At 35.7% G+C, this 16,073-nt stretch carries 15 protein-coding genes and 2 tRNA genes; 9 read left to right on the forward strand and 8 right to left on the reverse strand.

Annotated elements, in window-relative coordinates:
• The first annotated feature begins 138 nt into the window (after positions 1 to 138).
• The 4 genes from ACM6F9_RS18950 (at position 139) to ACM6F9_RS18965 (ending at position 4,228) form a co-directional block, all read left to right on the forward strand.
• Positions 139 to 963: a 5'-nucleotidase, lipoprotein e(P4) family gene (locus ACM6F9_RS18950; RefSeq protein WP_414847134.1), complete on the forward strand. Its 825-nt coding sequence runs from the start codon at positions 139 to 141 to the stop codon at positions 961 to 963.
• 313 nt (positions 964 to 1,276) lie between these two features.
• Positions 1,277 to 2,551 carry an erythromycin esterase family protein gene (locus ACM6F9_RS18955; protein ID WP_414847135.1) on the forward strand — a complete coding sequence of 425 codons (1,275 nt, stop codon included), beginning with the start codon at positions 1,277 to 1,279 and terminating at the stop codon, positions 2,549 to 2,551.
• A complete protein-coding gene (locus ACM6F9_RS18960) occupies positions 2,551 to 3,453 on the forward strand; it encodes an ABC transporter ATP-binding protein (RefSeq protein ID WP_414847136.1) in 903 nt (300 codons plus the stop codon). Before ACM6F9_RS18955 ends, ACM6F9_RS18960 begins: the two co-directional genes overlap by 1 nt.
• Positions 3,446 to 4,228: an ABC transporter permease gene (locus ACM6F9_RS18965; RefSeq protein ID WP_414847137.1), complete on the forward strand. Its 783-nt coding sequence runs from the start codon at positions 3,446 to 3,448 to the stop codon at positions 4,226 to 4,228. The genes ACM6F9_RS18960 and ACM6F9_RS18965 overlap by 8 nt, the downstream gene beginning before the upstream one ends.
• Positions 4,229 to 4,322: 94 nt before the next feature.
• Here ACM6F9_RS18965 and ACM6F9_RS18970 read toward each other — a convergent pair whose 3' ends face one another.
• Together ACM6F9_RS18970 and ACM6F9_RS18975 are read right to left on the reverse strand one after the other, a co-directional pair.
• Entirely contained in the window at positions 4,323 to 4,847 is a 525-nt protein-coding gene (locus ACM6F9_RS18970) for a thermonuclease family protein (protein WP_414847138.1), read from the reverse strand.
• A 107-nt stretch (positions 4,848 to 4,954) separates the two neighbouring features.
• The gene (locus ACM6F9_RS18975; RefSeq protein WP_414847139.1) at positions 4,955 to 5,296 is read right to left on the reverse strand and encodes a hypothetical protein; all 342 of its coding nucleotides are present in this window, start codon (positions 5,294 to 5,296) and stop codon (positions 4,955 to 4,957) included.
• A gap of 564 nt (positions 5,297 to 5,860) precedes the next feature.
• On the opposite strand from ACM6F9_RS18975, the gene ACM6F9_RS18980 reads away from it, so the two are divergent.
• From ACM6F9_RS18980 to ACM6F9_RS19000, 5 genes are all read left to right on the forward strand, one after another.
• Positions 5,861 to 5,935: transfer RNA gene (locus tag ACM6F9_RS18980), tRNA-Pro, on the forward strand.
• A 32-nt stretch (positions 5,936 to 5,967) separates the two neighbouring features.
• Positions 5,968 to 6,041 (forward strand) — tRNA-Arg (locus ACM6F9_RS18985).
• A 303-nt stretch (positions 6,042 to 6,344) separates the two neighbouring features.
• Positions 6,345 to 6,944, forward strand: a complete 600-nt coding sequence (locus ACM6F9_RS18990; protein ID WP_414847140.1) for a TetR/AcrR family transcriptional regulator — start codon at positions 6,345 to 6,347, stop codon at positions 6,942 to 6,944.
• A 61-nt stretch (positions 6,945 to 7,005) separates the two neighbouring features.
• A complete protein-coding gene (locus tag ACM6F9_RS18995; RefSeq protein WP_414847141.1) occupies positions 7,006 to 8,286 on the forward strand; it encodes an MFS transporter in 1,281 nt (426 codons plus the stop codon).
• 6 nt (positions 8,287 to 8,292) lie between these two features.
• The gene (locus tag ACM6F9_RS19000; RefSeq protein WP_414847142.1) at positions 8,293 to 8,844 is read left to right on the forward strand and encodes a cysteine hydrolase family protein; all 552 of its coding nucleotides are present in this window, start codon (positions 8,293 to 8,295) and stop codon (positions 8,842 to 8,844) included.
• Between the two features lie 379 nt (positions 8,845 to 9,223).
• Here ACM6F9_RS19000 and ACM6F9_RS19005 read toward each other — a convergent pair whose 3' ends face one another.
• The 6 genes from ACM6F9_RS19005 to ACM6F9_RS19030 all read right to left on the reverse strand — a co-directional run bounded on the left by ACM6F9_RS19005 (position 9,224) and on the right by ACM6F9_RS19030 (position 16,073).
• Positions 9,224 to 9,856: an MgtC/SapB family protein gene (locus ACM6F9_RS19005; RefSeq protein ID WP_414847143.1), complete on the reverse strand. Its 633-nt coding sequence runs from the start codon at positions 9,854 to 9,856 to the stop codon at positions 9,224 to 9,226.
• 105 nt (positions 9,857 to 9,961) lie between these two features.
• On the reverse strand, positions 9,962 to 10,801 hold the full coding sequence (locus tag ACM6F9_RS19010) for an SH3 domain-containing protein (RefSeq protein ID WP_414847144.1): 840 nt from the start codon (positions 10,799 to 10,801) through the stop codon (positions 9,962 to 9,964).
• 23 nt (positions 10,802 to 10,824) lie between these two features.
• Positions 10,825 to 11,652: a 50S ribosomal protein L11 methyltransferase gene (prmA, locus tag ACM6F9_RS19015; RefSeq protein ID WP_414847145.1), complete on the reverse strand. Its 828-nt coding sequence runs from the start codon at positions 11,650 to 11,652 to the stop codon at positions 10,825 to 10,827.
• Between the two features lie 440 nt (positions 11,653 to 12,092).
• Positions 12,093 to 12,806: a 3-ketoacyl-ACP reductase gene (locus tag ACM6F9_RS19020; protein WP_414847146.1), complete on the reverse strand. Its 714-nt coding sequence runs from the start codon at positions 12,804 to 12,806 to the stop codon at positions 12,093 to 12,095.
• A gap of 185 nt (positions 12,807 to 12,991) precedes the next feature.
• Positions 12,992 to 14,554: a calcineurin-like phosphoesterase C-terminal domain-containing protein gene (locus tag ACM6F9_RS19025; protein WP_414847168.1), complete on the reverse strand. Its 1,563-nt coding sequence runs from the start codon at positions 14,552 to 14,554 to the stop codon at positions 12,992 to 12,994.
• Between the two features lie 70 nt (positions 14,555 to 14,624).
• Positions 14,625 to 16,073 (reverse strand): SusD/RagB family nutrient-binding outer membrane lipoprotein, encoded by a 1,449-nt coding sequence (locus tag ACM6F9_RS19030; RefSeq protein ID WP_414847147.1) that lies wholly within the window; start codon positions 16,071 to 16,073, stop codon positions 14,625 to 14,627.

Genomic DNA, 16,073 nt, shown 5'->3' on the forward strand with positions numbered 1-16,073 from the left:
AGAGAAAATAGTTTTTAAAGAAATATTTGATTTTTAGGAGGCTGGCATATTCTTATGGCCAGTCTCCTTTTTTTACTTCCATAAAATATTTGCCATACAATCAAATTGTCATAATTTTGTCTTTCCTATTCAAATTCAATGAAAAATTTTAATCTCATTATCGCAAGTTGCTTTTTCGTTTCGGTTATATCGTGCACAACAGCAGCTCCGGTTGCAAAGACTTCCACTGAGGATACTCCTTATCAAAACCTTGGACGTGACGGAAAAATATACGCCGCGTTTTATCAGCAAAGAGCAGCAGAATATGAAGCACTGTGCCTTCAGGCTTACAATATTGCAACACTCCGCCTTGATCAGGCTTTAGCTCAGAAGTCTGAAAAACCTTTAGCCATCGTTTCAGATATTGATGAAACTTTTTTAGATAATTCCTATTACGCTGTGGAACGCTCAAAAATGGGAAAAAATTACGATCAGAAAACATGGGAAGAATGGACTGCGAAAGGCGTTGCTACTCCACTTACGGGTTCTCAAAAATTCTATCAGTATGCTGCAAGCAAAGGAATCCAGGTTTTCTATGTGACCAACCGTGTTGAGCAGGAACGTGAGGGAACTTTAAAGAATTTAAAAAAATATAATTTCCCTGTTCAAAGCGACGCCAACCTTATTTTAAGATCAAAAGAAAGCAGTAAAGAAACCCGTAGAAAAGATATTGCTAAAAATTATAATATCGTTTTACTTTTGGGTGATAATCTTGCCGACTTCTCCGATCTGTTTGATAAAAAATCAGAGACAGAACGTTCTTCAGCCGTGAAAAATTCCGCCGATGATTTTGGTAAGAAATTCATTATCATTCCGAATGTAGGGTATGGAGACTGGGAATCTTCATTTTATAACTACAAATACGATTACACCGATCAGCAGAAAAACTCAATGATGTATGATGCTGTGAAATCTAATCCTTAAATAAAGTCTAAACTTTAGATACCAACTTAAAACCTCTCAATTTTGTTGAGAGGTTTTAAGTTGTTTTTACAAAACGTTTCTCTACTCTCATGAATTGTCTCATTTTTTTGAGACATTTTTTATTTTCAGAGGAATAATATACTCCAATATTTCCCAACAACAGGAAAAACATGACGAATTGACACCATTTCTCTTATGGTATTATTTTCGACTTAAATATAATTAGTTTCAACACAAACCCTTTATTTTTTATTAAATTTAAAGCTAAATAAGAAATTGAATATACATTTAACAACTGTATAAATTTGAATGGATGAAAAAAATACTTTACACTTTTATAGCTTCAGTTATTGCAGTTTTACTTCTGAATACAATTGTTTTTAAAGATATTCCGGAAAAAGAAAAACAGGAATTCATGAACGATATTAAGCGGTACAAGCATCCTATAAAAAGTATTTCAATGGATTCTAAGGACAACAGTGACCTGAAGGTACTGGATGCTGCGCTTAAAGACAACAGAATTGTAATGTTGGGGGAAAATACCCATTACGACGGAGCTACAATGCAGGCCAAAAGCAGACTGATTAAATATCTACACGAAAACCTGGGATACAATGTAGTTCTGTATGAAGCCGGACAATATGATACCTGGATGATGAATGAGGAAATGAAAAACCATAACCTGAAAATTTCTTCCGATTCTATAGGAGGAACTGGACTTTTCGATTTTTGGTGGAATAATAAGGAAACCCAGCCTCTGATCAACTACTATCAAAAAACTAAAACTTCGGTTCATCCGATTGAATTGGGAGGTTTTGATATTCAATTTTCCGGGGCTGAGCTGTATGACAAACGTAGTAAATTTCTGAAAGATTTTTTAAGCAAAAATAAGATTGATCTCAAACCTTTTCCTCTTTTAAATAAACATATTGACCGGATTTCTAATTTTATCTACAAAGGGTTTGCCAGTAAAAGCTTACCCGGAAATCAGCAAAAAGACATTCTCAATGAAATCAGCCGACTGGAACAAACCGTTTTAAAGTTGAAAAAAAATCCTGAAAACATCATGTATGCACGGTATTTACATGATATGAGAAACAATTTTGATAAAATATGGAAATACAAACCCGGATCTATGCAGAGTATGCAATTCAGAGATTCTCTGATGGCGAAAAACCTTATTCATCAGATTGATTCCATTTATCAGGGACAAAAAATTATTGTATGGTGTGCGAACATTCATACTTTCGCAAGTCGTTACAACAAAGATTATCTGCCTCTGGGAGCCCCTATCAAAAACAAGTATGGAAAAGCTTCTTATATGATTGATTTTTCATCCTACGCCAAATACAATAAAACCGGAACATTAATGGATAAACCCGGAAAACTTGCCATTGAGAATAGGTTTCATGCAACGAAAACACCTTACTTTTTTATCAATCTGAGAAACATTCCGCAAAGCTCTGTTTTAAAGAAAGAGTTTGTTTCTACCATCAACCAGGGAGTAGATCAGAAAAAAAACTGGAGTGCGTTTTTTGACGGAATATTTTATATAGACACCAATACTTTTTTAACACCCATCGAATAATGGAAAGCATTAAGACACAAAATCTCAGCTATACAATAGGTTCTAAAACTATTCTGGACAACATCAACCTCAATATTCCTGAAGGCAGCATATATGGCTATCTGGGAAGAAACGGAGCAGGAAAATCTACTACCATAAAACTTCTTTTGGGTCTTTTGGAATCATCAGATGACAACATTTTTATTCAGAATAAAAGTTTAAAACAAAACCGGACAGAGATTCTTGCCAACACCGGAAACCTGATTGAATCCCCTTGTTTTTATACCAAACTTACCGTTTATGAGAATTTAAAATATCTGGATATCATTTATGGCAAAGGAAATAAAAGGATTGATGAGGTTCTGGAACTTGTAGATCTGCATAATGAGAAGAAAAAGAAGGCAAGCGCCCTGTCTATGGGAATGAAACAACGTTTAGGAATCGCCATGGCCATTTTCCATGATCCGAAACTTCTGATACTGGATGAACCTCTCAACGGACTTGATCCTCAGGGGATTTTTGAGATGAGAAAACTTTTCCAACATTTGAATGAACAGGGAAAAACTATTTTCCTTTCGAGTCATATTTTGAGTGAGCTGGAGAAAACCGCCACTCATATCGGAATTATTGAGGGCGGACAAATGATTTTCCAGGGAACTAAAAATGAACTTTTAAGCAAAGTAGAAAAAGATATTGTCTTAAAAATTAATAATCCTGAGAAAGCTTTATCTCTCCTACAGGAAAGCTATACAGCAACCTTGAACAGTCCCAACAAAATTTCTGTGAAAATCAATGATGACAAGGAATTCAACGAACTACTCACAACGCTGATCCAAAACGGAATTGAGATCTATGACATAGAGTCTGAAAGTACTAATCTTGAACAGATCTTCATTAATTTAATTGCTAAAAACCATGACTAATACCAATACTTTTTTTAAGGCATTTTCATCGGAGCAGTACAAGCTGTCCAAAAACAAAGAGATTTTCGGAATTTTGCTGATTCCTGTTTTGATTATTTTCGCTGTTGATCTTTATATTTCTTATGATGTAATCCGTTCCGGAATAGAGGCGTCAGAAGGAACTGTGAATCCATGGAAAGCTTCATTGGGAAGAACCGTATTTATGTTCTTTTATCTGCTGTTTCCTATCCTTGTTTCACTTTTTGTACAGGCCTGCTGTGATGTAGAATATCGGAATAATAATTATAAAATTCTGTTTACACTTCCAGTTTCGAAGACTAAAATATTTTTCTCGAAGGCTCTGTTTATTCAAATTACGGTTTTCCTTTCTGTTCTTCTTTCATACCTGGCATTACTGTTAAGCGGCTATTTACTAAGCATTGCATTCCCGCAGCTGGGTTTCCAGAATTATGATTTCAGAGAAGTAATATTTTATACCTTTTTAAAGTTTTTTATTACACTTTCTGCGATTGCTATGGTACAGATGACGTTGAGTCTTTTCTTCAAAAATTTCATTTACCCTATTGGCTTTGGGGTATTTATGCTGCTATTTTCCACGATCGTTAATGAAAGAGAATTTTCTGATTTCCTGATTTATACAGGAGGCTACAAATCCATGTTGAATTTTATGAATGAAAATATCGTTTTTGAAAGACTTGATTACTGTAACATTGCAGCTATATTTATTTTTATGGCCACAAGCTTTTATATTTTTATAAAAAAGAAAGGAGGTTAGAAAAATGCTGGAAGGTGGATGATGAAAGTATTATATCAATAAATGATTTCAATTAACTTTCGTTTCCCATCTTCAGGCTTCCTTACCAAAGTATTTAAGCTACTTCTTTTACTTTTGTACCGTTCTTAGCCGCTTCTATTTTCTTATTATTTCTAAGCTCACGTTTCATTTTACGGTAATCCCAGGGAGCCATAGCATTAATATCCTGCCATAAACCCACTTTTTTACTTTTGGCATTTTCCTGAATTTTACCCAAAGAAGCATCTTTCGAATAAGAAAAATACCACCAGCCCATTCCTGCTTTGATAAGCTCTCTGGAGAGGTATTTTCCATCATCATAATACACTTTCGCAATAGATCTTCCATAGCGGTCTGTAGTGGTTTCTACAAAGCTTACCGTTTTCCCAAATATCTGAGAAGAAGTGAACTGTTTTGCATTTTTACCGAATGCCTGCCCGCTTTCCGGACAATCAACTTCAGCAAGTCTGAGTTTCTTTTGCTGATTTCCTTTTAACAGTAAAGTAATGGTATCTCCGTCTGAAATTTTGATCACTTTTCCGGTAGTCTGTGAGAATAGAAATACAGGGAGAAGTACGTACAGCAGCATTAATCGTTTCATGGAGTAAAGATAGTACTTATAAAACATAAAAATGCATCAAACATTGTGTTCAACAGGTAAAACCTTAATCATCAGAAACAAATTTTTACGCTAACCTGAATTTAATTTCACAAGTTAATTTCCCAGCAACCAATACTTATTGGCAATGAAGAAAACTTTTCTATAAAATTATCATATTCAAAAGAATTGAAATAAAAACTTTCAATCTTTATTTCAATTTTATGTATTTCAATTTTAAGATTGATAAAAAAAGCAGCCAATTCTTTCATAAAACTATTGATATTAATGATCAAATCATCTTCAGAGTATATACTTCCTTTGATATCATGATTTGAGAAACCACCTCCCCAATACATCGAATGATTTTCAATAAAAAAAATAAAACTATCGATTGTAAAAGCTTCTATTTTTTCATTACTTACCATCTTAAATTCTAATATGTCTTTCATTTTTTTTTACTTTTTCTTATCAACATTAATTATTGAACAGGTAAATATTTAGCTCAATATTACTCTTCAATTTCTCAAAAATTTCAGGTTCTGAAGCCACCATATAATGCTCTTCTTCAAAAGGTTTATAATCACCATAAAATGTATCCGATACGCTTATTTCCGGTATTGATACTAAACTTCAGCAGGTTCTTTTTTAACTATAAAAGAGTTCGGTAAGCTGAAGGATATGTTGGATATTTTATGTGTTACCAATTTTTCATCCTTACAACAGGAATTTAGCAGCATCAAAAAACAGCTGAACAAAAGAAAATGCCCTCCCCTCCTCAAGGCTATTTTTTTATTTTTTGGAATAATAATGCGTAATGTGAGCAAAAAAACTGAAAATTTTTTCATCATTTTTTCAATAGGCTAAATCAATGGTTATTAATAGGGTAAAGGTATTAAAAAAGTTTTCACGAAAAATTAATTAAAAATTATTCTTCATTTTATTTTTTTATTTGAAAAAGTATTGTACCTTTGCAACCGCAAAAACGAAGTAAATATCGTTACTGATGACACCCTCGGGGCGTAGCGTAGTCCGGTCATCGCGCCTGGTTTGGGACCAGGAGGTCGCAGGTTCGAATCCTGCCGCCCCGACTGTTTTAATAGTTTTCTCAAAACTATTTAATGGGTGCGTAGCTCAGCTGGATAGAGCATCTGCCTTCTAAGCAGACGGTCAAAGGTTCGAATCCTTTCGCGCTCACTTAAAGACTTACTATTTTTAGTAAGTCTTTTTTGTTTTTATACCTATCTAAAACTTTGTATGATGAAATAGAGCATCCCGATTTCAATCGGGACGAAAAAGGTTCGAATCCTTTTGCGCTAATCTATCTAAAGGGGGTGAAGATATAATCAATTCCATTGATTTTTCTAAACATGCCATAGGTGGAAGTTTTATTTTATGGATCTGAAGAATAAATTATCTGTTTTGTACAATTTGACAAAATTTGTTTTTTTGTCAAAAAAGTTTTATTTTTGCATTCAGTTTTCAGACAATTTTCAGACAATGTCATCTCATACAGAACAAGATCAGCTTTCACAACAAATCCTTGAGACCGCTTCAGGACTGTATTTAAAATATGGTTTGAAGAAGGTAACCATGGATGACATTTCAAAAGCAGTTGGCAAAAGCAGAACATCCATTTATTATTACTATAAAAATCGGGAGGAAGTTTTTCAGGCAGTTTTGGAGAATCTGATCAAAGAAGTTATTACTGAGATTGATTCCAAGATGAAGAAGAAAAATACTTTTGAAGGAAAAATCCAGGAGTTTTGTTTGGCTAAAGTAAAAACATCGGAAGAGAGATCTTCATTTTTCAGAGCGATAGAGGCTGGGATGGATAATGAAGAAAAATCAAAACATATTACTGATGCCCACAACCGAATGATGGAAGCGGAGAGAAACCTTCTGCTCAATTTATTCTCAACGAGTATTAGCAATGGTGCAATTCCTAAAGTTACCATTAAAGAACAGGAAACGATCATCTTTATTCTCCAGAGCAGTATCAGGGGAATAAGGCGCGAGATGGGTTTAAAAAACAATTTTAAAAATTTAAACAATACAGTGAACACACTGACCTCTATGGTTATCAAACATATCGGGTAAAAATTTTTTATTCAAATTTTGACATTTTTACATTATTTGTCAAAAAGTCATTTCAAAAAAGATGAACAAATTAAGTAATATCAGTACATTCCGGGCTTTCAGAAGCACCAATTACACGTTGTATTTTTTCGGGCGTTCTGTCTCTCAATTTGGAACATGGATGCAGCGTACAGCGGTAGTATGGGTTGTATACAGCATGACCCAGTCTGCATTTATGCTGGGACTCACCATTTTTGCAGAACAATTCCCCTCTTTTTTATTTTCAGCATTTGGCGGGGTTGCTGCAGATCGGTATAACCGGTATAAAATTATACAGATCACTCAAATTTTATCATTAATACAGGCATCTCTATTAGCTTTTCTGGTCATGACAGGGCATCAGAATATATGGAGCTTCATTGTACTCAGTATTTTTCTCGGGATTATCAATGCTTATGATATTCCGGCCCGACAGGCTATGATTAATGAAGTGGTAACCGATGATGAAGACCTTCCAAGTGCTCTTTCTCTGAGTGCGGCAATGGCAAGTATTGCAAAATTAGCAGGCCCTGCCCTTTCCGGAATTATCCTTCAAAAATTCGGAGCGGGAACCTGTTTCCTGATCAATGCAGCCAGCTTTGCAGCGGTGATGGTTTCCATTTCCCTGATGAAAATAAAGATCACAACCAAAAAGCCACCCAAAAAGGGAACTTTTACAGAATTGGCTGAAGGCTTTAGGTATCTGAGAAAAGAACCTTCCATTAGTCTGGTCATCATTATGCTGAGTATTACAGGTCTGCTGATTTTACCGTACGATACTTTAATTCCAGTCTATGCGAAGGAAATTTTTAAAGGAGATGCTAAAACATTCGGCTATATTTCAAGTTTTATTGGAATTGGAGCGGTTCTCGGAACGGTATTTCTGGCTTCGATGAAGAAAGGAGCTTCTATGAGGAATATTCTTATCCTGAGTACAGCCATTCTGAGTATTGGGCTCATCTGTTTTTCCTATGCAACTAATTTCTACTGGTCTATGTTCTTCGCTGCATTAACGGGATTGGGTGGTGTTGCACAGTTTACGACCTGCAATATTATTGTACAGTCTGAAGTGATTCCCGAAATGCGTTCAAGAGCAATAAGTATTTTGCTGACCGCCATATTTGGAATGCTGCCTTTGGGAAGTGTACTTATCGGATTTATTTCGGAGAAAATAGGAGCACCAAAAACCCTTTTGATAGAAGGAATTGCAGGTATTTTAATTGCTGTTGTTTTCAGACGCTTATTATTCAAAAAGAATAAGACCAAAGCTGTCAATAATCAACTTTTAGAAGAATCAGAAGAACAATTCATAAATAAAGTATAATTAAAAATGGAAAACAAAAAAACAGCATTACTGGTGATGGATATGCAGTCATCAATACTAAGTAACTTGCCTGATACACAAGAACTGGTATCTAATGTCAAGGAGGCTATTAAAACTGCCAGAAACCGCCAAATTCCGGTTATTTATATTACAGTAGGGTTCAGACAGGGAATGCCGGAAATAAGTCCTAAAAACAAAATATTTTCAGGACTTAAGCAGCATATGGTAAATCTAGATATGAAAGAATGGGTTGCTATCCATCCTGAACTCATCCCAGAAGAACAGGATATCGTGATTACCAAAAGAAGAATCAGTGCTTTTACGGGAAGTGATCTGGAAGTTGTTCTCCGCGGACTGGACATTCAGCATTTGGTACTGACAGGAGTATCTACCAGCGGAGTTGTTTTATCTACAGTGAGAGAGGCTGCAGATAAGGATTATAATCTTACTGTGATAGAAGACTGTTGTAAAGATGGAGATGAAGAAGTACATAATGTACTGATGAGAAAGGTTTTCCCAAGACAGGCTGATGTTATTAAAATAAATGACTGGATATAACAGAACAGGAAACAATACGAATCTTCAGCAATTCGTTTCACTGGATGAAAATTCCGTTTCACTTATCTTTTTTGCTGAATCAGCTTATCTTTTTTCCGGGAGATAGGAGGACGTATTACTTTTACATGGTAAATGCAACCGAAAGGTCACTTAGTTAGTTTTAATTAGTATTAAGGAAACATTGATTAAGAATCAATAAAAATCTTTTTGTGCTTTAATTCCTTGCAGCCATTAATGGCTGAACTATACACTTAATCATGTTTGGGTAGGATTGGTTTTTCCAGTCTTATTTTTTGTTTTTAAATCATAACAGTCATTTATTTTTCCCACAGATTTACGCAGATGTTTGTAGATAGGATGAGATTTATTTAAGTTTTAATTAAAATCGGAATTCTTCGATGGACAGATCATTAAGCAGGGTTTTCGTGCAGATTTCATGTTTTTTTGCAGCTCCCTGAACGCGCCAGATAATGGTGTATTTTTCTCCGATTCTGAGTTGCTTTCCTCTGATTGATTTTAAACCATGCTCTGTGAAAAGGGTCTCGTATTTCTCCACTACTCCATCTTCATAAGGAAGTGTGATCTGATAGGTGTAACGCACACTTATTTTATCAATAATATCCTGGACATATTTGAACATGATAAGCAACAGAAATACCACCAGCGAGCCTATAATTGCTTCCTGATAATATCCGGCTCCTATAGTCATGCCAAGAGAAGCACAAATCCAGATTGTGACAGCTGTTGTAAGACCTGAAACCCTGTTTTCTTCTTTAAAAATTACTCCAGCTCCTACAAATCCAATTCCTGTAATAATATTGGCTGCAATACGGTCAGGACTTCCCGGTCCGCCCAGACTCATAGAAAGCATGGTAAAAATACAGGCTCCGAGTGTCACAAGAATCATGGTTCTTAATCCTGCTGACTTCAGCTGGTATTCTCTTTCAATTCCGATGATGCCGCCTACAAATACTGAGAATAGAATGGGAAGTAAATCTTCAAGTATATCCATTTGTTTTTTTATCTTCTAAATGTATTTGATTTTTTTCAACTGTAAAAGATCTTTATATAAAAAAACCGCTGTAAATACAGCGGTTTAATATATTGAGAATACTTATTATTTCAGTTTGTAAGAACTTCCGTTCCAAAGATAGGTTTTGGAAGAGTTTTTCTTCTTCTCCCTGTCTTTTTCATCCACTTCCATATCTTCTACTTTCAGGATAAATGCATTGGGAACACCTCCTTTATCATTAGGAAAAACGTATTCTTCGCTGTGATAATAAGCTCCGGCATCTCCTACATTTGTTAATTGCGGAAGGGCAACCAGTTTTTTATCCTTGAAAAGAACATACTGATCATAGCTTGCTATTCCACAGGCTTCTCCGGAAACCATTGCTTTGAGAGTAAATTCCACATTTTGCAGCTTATGGCCACTTTCAATATTGAAAGATGCAGAACTCAGTTCTTCTCCTCTTCCTGTATCAAAATACACCTCATCAATGAGTGTATTTCCTTCCATTACCTTTATTCCTGCAATGTTCTGTTTTTCGATCTCATTGAATTCTTTATTCTTCCTGTCAATAGTTTTAGATAGTCCAAAAAGGAAATCATACCCGCTTTTGTTACGATATCCTACACAAAGATTACCACCCCAGATATAGCCTTCCAATGTATTTTCTCCTTTCTGATAAGAGATTTTATACCAGTTGGCATTTCTTTCCCCCAGCTTCAGGACTGTATTTTCTTTTTTAAGAATCATGACCTGTTGATTGGTTTGCAGTGAATCCGTAATCTGAGCATTCACTCCGGGTTCCTGTCTCACACGAGTCCAGTCGGTAAAAATCTTCTGAGCTTTATTCTCTTCAAAACCAAAGACTCCGTCTGCATATACTTCATTTTCCTGTGCTGTAAAAAACTGCAGCATTAGTAAAAATAAAGCTGTCCATAAAGTTTTCATAGTTATATTTTGTTTTTTGTGTGTTATTTTTCAAGAAGAAGGCTTACCCATTCTTCACGCTGTAACTGTTTTTTCAGCTCCAGTCCACTTTCTTTGCATACTTCCAGAATATCATCCACATCAAAGAAACATAATCCGGAAAGCAACAGTTTTCCACCTTTATTCAGTACTGAAACATAAGTGGGGATATCTGAAATCAGGATATTTCTGTTGATATTAGCTAAAATGATATCATAATTTTCTTTTCCTAAGTTTTCAGCAGTTCCCTGTTCAATATCAAGTTCTACACTATTTCTTACTGCATTTTCTTTTGAATTTTCTACTGACCATTCATCAATATCGATCGCTTTGGTATCTCCTGCACCCTGCTGTTTTGCATAAATGGCCAATACAGAAGTTCCGCATCCCATATCAAGGACTTTTTTACCATTGAAATCAATATCCATCATCTGCTGAATCATCAAATGGGTAGTTGGGTGATGTCCTGTTCCGAAAGACATTTTAGGCTGAATGATAATTTCATGCATTCCTGGTACAGATTCGTGGAACTCTGCTCTGATCAATACTTTATCATCAATATTGATGGGAGAGAAATTCTTTTCCCATTCCTCATTCCAGTTGATGTTCGGCATTTCTTCGAAAGAATATTCAATTTTTACATTTTCGTTTTCAAAGATCGGAAGTGCTTTCAACTGATCTTCGTGAAACAATTCTGTCTGGATATATCCTAAAATTCCGTCAATTTCTTCTGTAAAGCTGTCAAAACCTATTTCTATAAGCTCTGCCATTAATATCTCATTCCAAGGCTGCAATGGAGAAATCTTAAAATTGAATTCTAAATAATTTTGCATGTGACTAATTTGCTGCAAAAATACTAATGTTATTACGGTTAAAAAAATGATGAAGAGATTTTTGGCTGAAACCGGGGATTTTTTTGATTTTTTTTGAATGGATGCTATGGAAAAGTTTATTTGTGTGTTTTTTCCCACAGATTGCACGGATATCACAGATGATTGCGTATACTATATTCAATAGGGATGGGCTTTAGCCCATCTTCAAAATTAAGACAAATTCCATTGGCTTTAGCCAAAACTTATTACAACCTCTGGTTATTCTATTGAAATACAAGGAACTGTAAGTTTTGGCTAAAGCCCCAGAAACACGTTAAAAGAGAAAGCGGGCTAAAGCCCGCTCCTATTAAATTTTTATCATTCAAGCTAGATTAAAATGTCCTTTGCCAAAAACTCTAAACATTAAACTCTAAACCTTGAACTTTAAATTGTAAACCTTATTATGGATTTGTAGAGAAGATAGAACCGTTTGCAATTAATGCTCTTCTGTTCATTTTCAGGATATCTCTTACCCATTCTGCGAAGTCTTCCGGCTGTAATACTTTGTCAGGATTTCCGTCTGTAAGTCCTCCCTGAATACTCATATCGGAAGCAATGGTACTAGGAGTCAGTGTAATCACACGGATATTTTGTTTTCTCCATTCTGCCATCATAGATTGAGATAAAGATACTACTGCTGCTTTTGAAGCGGCATATGCTGACATATTCGGACCACCTTTAAGACCTGCTGTGGATGCTACATTTACGATATCACCTTCACCTTTAGCTTTCATGAATGGATGGGCTGCTTTCGCTGCATAATATACTCCGAATAAATTGGTTTTAATCACCTGCTCCCAAGTTTCAGAAGGCATTTCTTCAATGGAACCAAAATCTCCGATTCCTGCATTGTTGATCAGAATGTCAATTCCTCCCAGTTGCTCTGCTAAAGATTCTATTCCAGCTTTTACCTGAATTTCATTGTCTACAGAAAAAACTGCGTAGGCTGAGTTCACGCCCAGTTTTTTAATTTCTTCAACCGTCATTTTAAGGTTTTCCTCGTTTCTTCCTGTAATGGCAACGTTTACTCCTTCATTGGCTAAAGCTAATGCCACAGCTTTTCCTAATCCTCTTCCACCACCTGTTATGATGGCATTTTTTCCGTTTATATTCATAGTAATGATACTTTTCTTACTACAAAGTTACGAAAGAACATTTTTATGAGGGGGTGAAAACATGGATTTAATAGTTTTTTAATGGTTTTCATGAACCATGATCTGGGTGAATAATAAAAATTAAAACCGGCTCATAAGAACCGGTTTCAAAATCTAAAAAAAGGTATAGTAAAAAAATAAAATGCTTAAGGAATCTGGATAGAATTTTGAACTTCAAATTCTTCTGAAGCAGAAAATTCATTGCCATACATGTCGATCGCTTTCACCTCAACTTTATGTTTTCCTAATGATAATTTCTTAGGAAAATCTGCTTCCCAGATGTGTTTTGACATTTCGGGGTTGGAAGGCCTTCTCCCCGGAAGAATTTTCTCTGTGGTGTCCCATTTGAAAACGGAAAGAGCAAAATTCGGATCTATGGTTTCATCGTATTCCATTTCTTCCCATTTTCCTCCGTCTATTCTGTATTCTACTTTGTCTTTTTTGCTTCCCATGAAGAAGTTGGCCAATACTTTTGCAGAAGTTCTTGAGGATGGGATTACTTTCGGAACATATAATTTGATCTGATAGTCTTCCGGTTTTCCGGCCGTTCTGTATTTTACTTTATACTGATTGTCTGCAAAACTGATGAAAGAATATCCTTTTGCGGTTCCATCTCTCATGGTGGAAGTAGGAAGCCCGGCATCATCAGGAGTCCCTGAATACCAGTCGCCACACGTAGTTCCTACGTTATATTCGTGTAGTTCTTTAATTCCATTCCAACCTGCTTTTTTGCCATAGAAAATCTGCTGTTGGATATGTGTATGTGCCGATAAAAGCAATACATTCTGAAATGGATTTAAGAAATCAAATAATTTCTGACGGTCTGCATTTCTAAAGTTGTCTTCGTTTTTATGTTCTAATGGGATATGGAAAGAAATAACGATCAGTTTATTTTTATCAACCAGTTTCAGATCGTTTTCGATAAACTGAAGCTGATCTTCACGGAAACCTCCCCAATATCCTTTACCATCTCTCGGATCGGGATAAAGAATATCGTCCAAAATGATGAAGTGTACGTTCCCATAATTGAAAGAGTAATTGGCAGGGCCGAAATTGGATTCAAATGTTTCATCGGAAAGCTTGTCTTCTTTTGCATCATAGTTCATGTCGTGATTTCCCATTACATTGTACCAAGGCAGCCCAACATCTTTCATGACATCTGCATAAGGTTTCTGAAGGCTTAAATTATCTCCCACCAAATCTCCTAAACTGATTCCCAAGACTGCATTTTTTTTGGTATTTTTCACTTCATTTACAATTCCTCTTTTGAAATAATCCAGCTCTTTTTCTGTGTAGGGCTGTGGATCTCCAAAAACAAGGATATCAAAGTTTTTGTCTTCTTTTTGTGGATAAAGTGGGAAGTTCAGCTCTTTGGGAAGGTCTCCTGTGGGTACAACTCCTTTGTATTTAAAATCTACCGGAGAACCTTTTGGTTTGTGATGATAATAGAATTGTGGAAGGTTATTTGCGTTTAAAGCCGTTTGATAACCTGAAGGTTTAATCACAAAAATAGTCTGGTCTTCCTGAACCGGCAGGCTGTATCTTCCGTTTTTATCGGTGAGAACTACCTGAACACCATTGGAAACAGATACCCCTTCTACTCCTTTTTCACGGTTTTCTTTCTTTTGATTTTTGTTGTTGTCTTCGTAGACATATCCTGAAACTGACGTTTGCGAGAATGCCATTGCTGAAACCAGCACACAAGGCATTAAAAATTTTATATTGATACTCATCATTTTTAAATCTTTAAATTATTTTTAAATTTTTCAATTGAGGTTATTATTTATTCCACCACATTTTGACGTTGATATTATCTCCTCCCATGAATTGTACAGCTGCGTTGTAATTATCAGCATTCATCACTTTTGTTGTGGTAGGATACATAAATCTTACAGGCATCTGTCCGCCATTCTGAAGTCCGCCATTATTAGGCAGTACCGGAAGTTTTGTACGTCTGAATTCATACCACTGCTGATGATCTACAAAAAACAGGGAAATGTATTTTTGAAGCATAATTTTTTCAAGAGAACCGTCATACGCAACTTTTGTATTGCTGAAATAATTAGCAGGAACCGTTGCTCCCCATTGTTCAATGATAGATTTCACGCCTGTTTCGTAATAAACCTGCTGATTTCCTGCTACAATTCCCCTGTTGACCAATTCTGCCAGAATAAACTGAACTTCAGAATAGGTCATGATTAATATTTTTAAAGGTGCTTTGGCAAGGTTCTGATTAAAATTGGAAGGCTGATAGTTGAAAGCTGTTCCCAACGCATATCCCGAAGGAGCACCTTTATAACCAAGGTCTTCTCCTGTGGTGGCTTTAGCTTTAGTAAAGAACATGCTCATCCTTGGATCATTATTATCTTTCATGGCATTAACAAAGAACTCCCCTGCTGCTCTGTAAGCCGTAAAATCCTGTGGACGGGCAATTGGTGGTAAGTATGGAGATACTCCCGAAAGCGGCAATACAGCACTATCCGTATTATTCTGGAAAATGGGATATTGAGCCGGATTGTTGACAATTTCCTGAATTCTTTCATATACATTTACTTCTCCGTTTCTGCTTAGAATTCTGGTCAGCAATCTTAATGAAAGGGAATTACAGAATTTTTTCCATCCTAAAATCCCAGTCTGACTATTAGTATTGGCATTGTAAAACAAATCTGTTTCTGTTAATGCCTGATTGGTGTTGAATAGTGAATTGGCTGTTTTCAGGTCATTCAAAAGTTGGATGTAAATATCTTTCTGTTTATCATATTTCGGTCTCAGAATATTTTCTTCAATCTTCACCGCTTCAGATAAAGGAACGTCTCCGAATGCATCGGTAAGATTGGAGGCAATCCATGCATTTAAAACTAATGATATGGCCAGATAATTATTATTCTGTTCTTTTGTGGCATATTTTTTAAGGTCACTTACCTGTTTAAGCCATTTATAGGAAGTATTCCAGTAGCCGTTACCGCTTTTTTCGTCCATATAATATCTGCTGTAGGTATTTCCTTCACTCGGAAAGTCTAAAGCAATCTGCATAATATCGAAAGTAAAGTCATCCGCTCTGTTATATCCGTAACTTCCCATTTCATATTGAATTGGAGCAAGAAGGCTTCCTACTGATGGGTCTTTGATCTTGCTGGTATCTGTATTGATTTCCTCGAATGTTCTGTCGCAGGACTGAAGCATGAAAACAGAAACAGCCAATGCAAGATGTATGATTATTTTTTTCAT

Origin of the sequence: Chryseobacterium sp. IT-36CA2 (genome assembly GCF_949767875.1) — a bacterium.
In the GTDB taxonomy this organism is placed as follows: Bacteria; Bacteroidota; Bacteroidia; order Flavobacteriales; family Weeksellaceae; genus Chryseobacterium.

Excerpts from the sequence above, each read along its gene's own strand:
- ACM6F9_RS18960 (WP_414847136.1), top strand. The coding sequence starts at position 2,551 with ATGGAAAGCATTAAGACACAAAATCTCAGCTATACAATAGGTTCTAAA.
- ACM6F9_RS18950 (WP_414847134.1), top strand. The coding sequence starts at position 139 with ATGAAAAATTTTAATCTCATTATCGCAAGTTGCTTTTTCGTTTCGGTT.
- ACM6F9_RS19005 (WP_414847143.1), bottom strand. The coding sequence starts at position 9,856 with ATGGATATACTTGAAGATTTACTTCCCATTCTATTCTCAGTATTTGTA.
- ACM6F9_RS19030 (WP_414847147.1), bottom strand. The coding sequence starts at position 16,073 with ATGAAAAAAATAATCATACATCTTGCATTGGCTGTTTCTGTTTTCATG.
- ACM6F9_RS18965 (WP_414847137.1), top strand. The coding sequence starts at position 3,446 with ATGACTAATACCAATACTTTTTTTAAGGCATTTTCATCGGAGCAGTAC.
- ACM6F9_RS19025 (WP_414847168.1), bottom strand. The coding sequence starts at position 14,554 with ATGCCTTGTGTGCTGGTTTCAGCAATGGCATTCTCGCAAACGTCAGTT.
- ACM6F9_RS18955 (WP_414847135.1), top strand. The coding sequence starts at position 1,277 with ATGAAAAAAATACTTTACACTTTTATAGCTTCAGTTATTGCAGTTTTA.
- ACM6F9_RS19010 (WP_414847144.1), bottom strand. The coding sequence starts at position 10,801 with ATGAAAACTTTATGGACAGCTTTATTTTTACTAATGCTGCAGTTTTTT.
- ACM6F9_RS18975 (WP_414847139.1), bottom strand. The coding sequence starts at position 5,296 with ATGAAAGACATATTAGAATTTAAGATGGTAAGTAATGAAAAAATAGAA.
- ACM6F9_RS18990 (WP_414847140.1), top strand. The coding sequence starts at position 6,345 with ATGTCATCTCATACAGAACAAGATCAGCTTTCACAACAAATCCTTGAG.
- prmA (WP_414847145.1), bottom strand. The coding sequence starts at position 11,652 with ATGCAAAATTATTTAGAATTCAATTTTAAGATTTCTCCATTGCAGCCT.
- ACM6F9_RS19000 (WP_414847142.1), top strand. The coding sequence starts at position 8,293 with ATGGAAAACAAAAAAACAGCATTACTGGTGATGGATATGCAGTCATCA.
- ACM6F9_RS19020 (WP_414847146.1), bottom strand. The coding sequence starts at position 12,806 with ATGAATATAAACGGAAAAAATGCCATCATAACAGGTGGTGGAAGAGGA.
- ACM6F9_RS18995 (WP_414847141.1), top strand. The coding sequence starts at position 7,006 with ATGAACAAATTAAGTAATATCAGTACATTCCGGGCTTTCAGAAGCACC.
- ACM6F9_RS18970 (WP_414847138.1), bottom strand. The coding sequence starts at position 4,847 with ATGAAACGATTAATGCTGCTGTACGTACTTCTCCCTGTATTTCTATTC.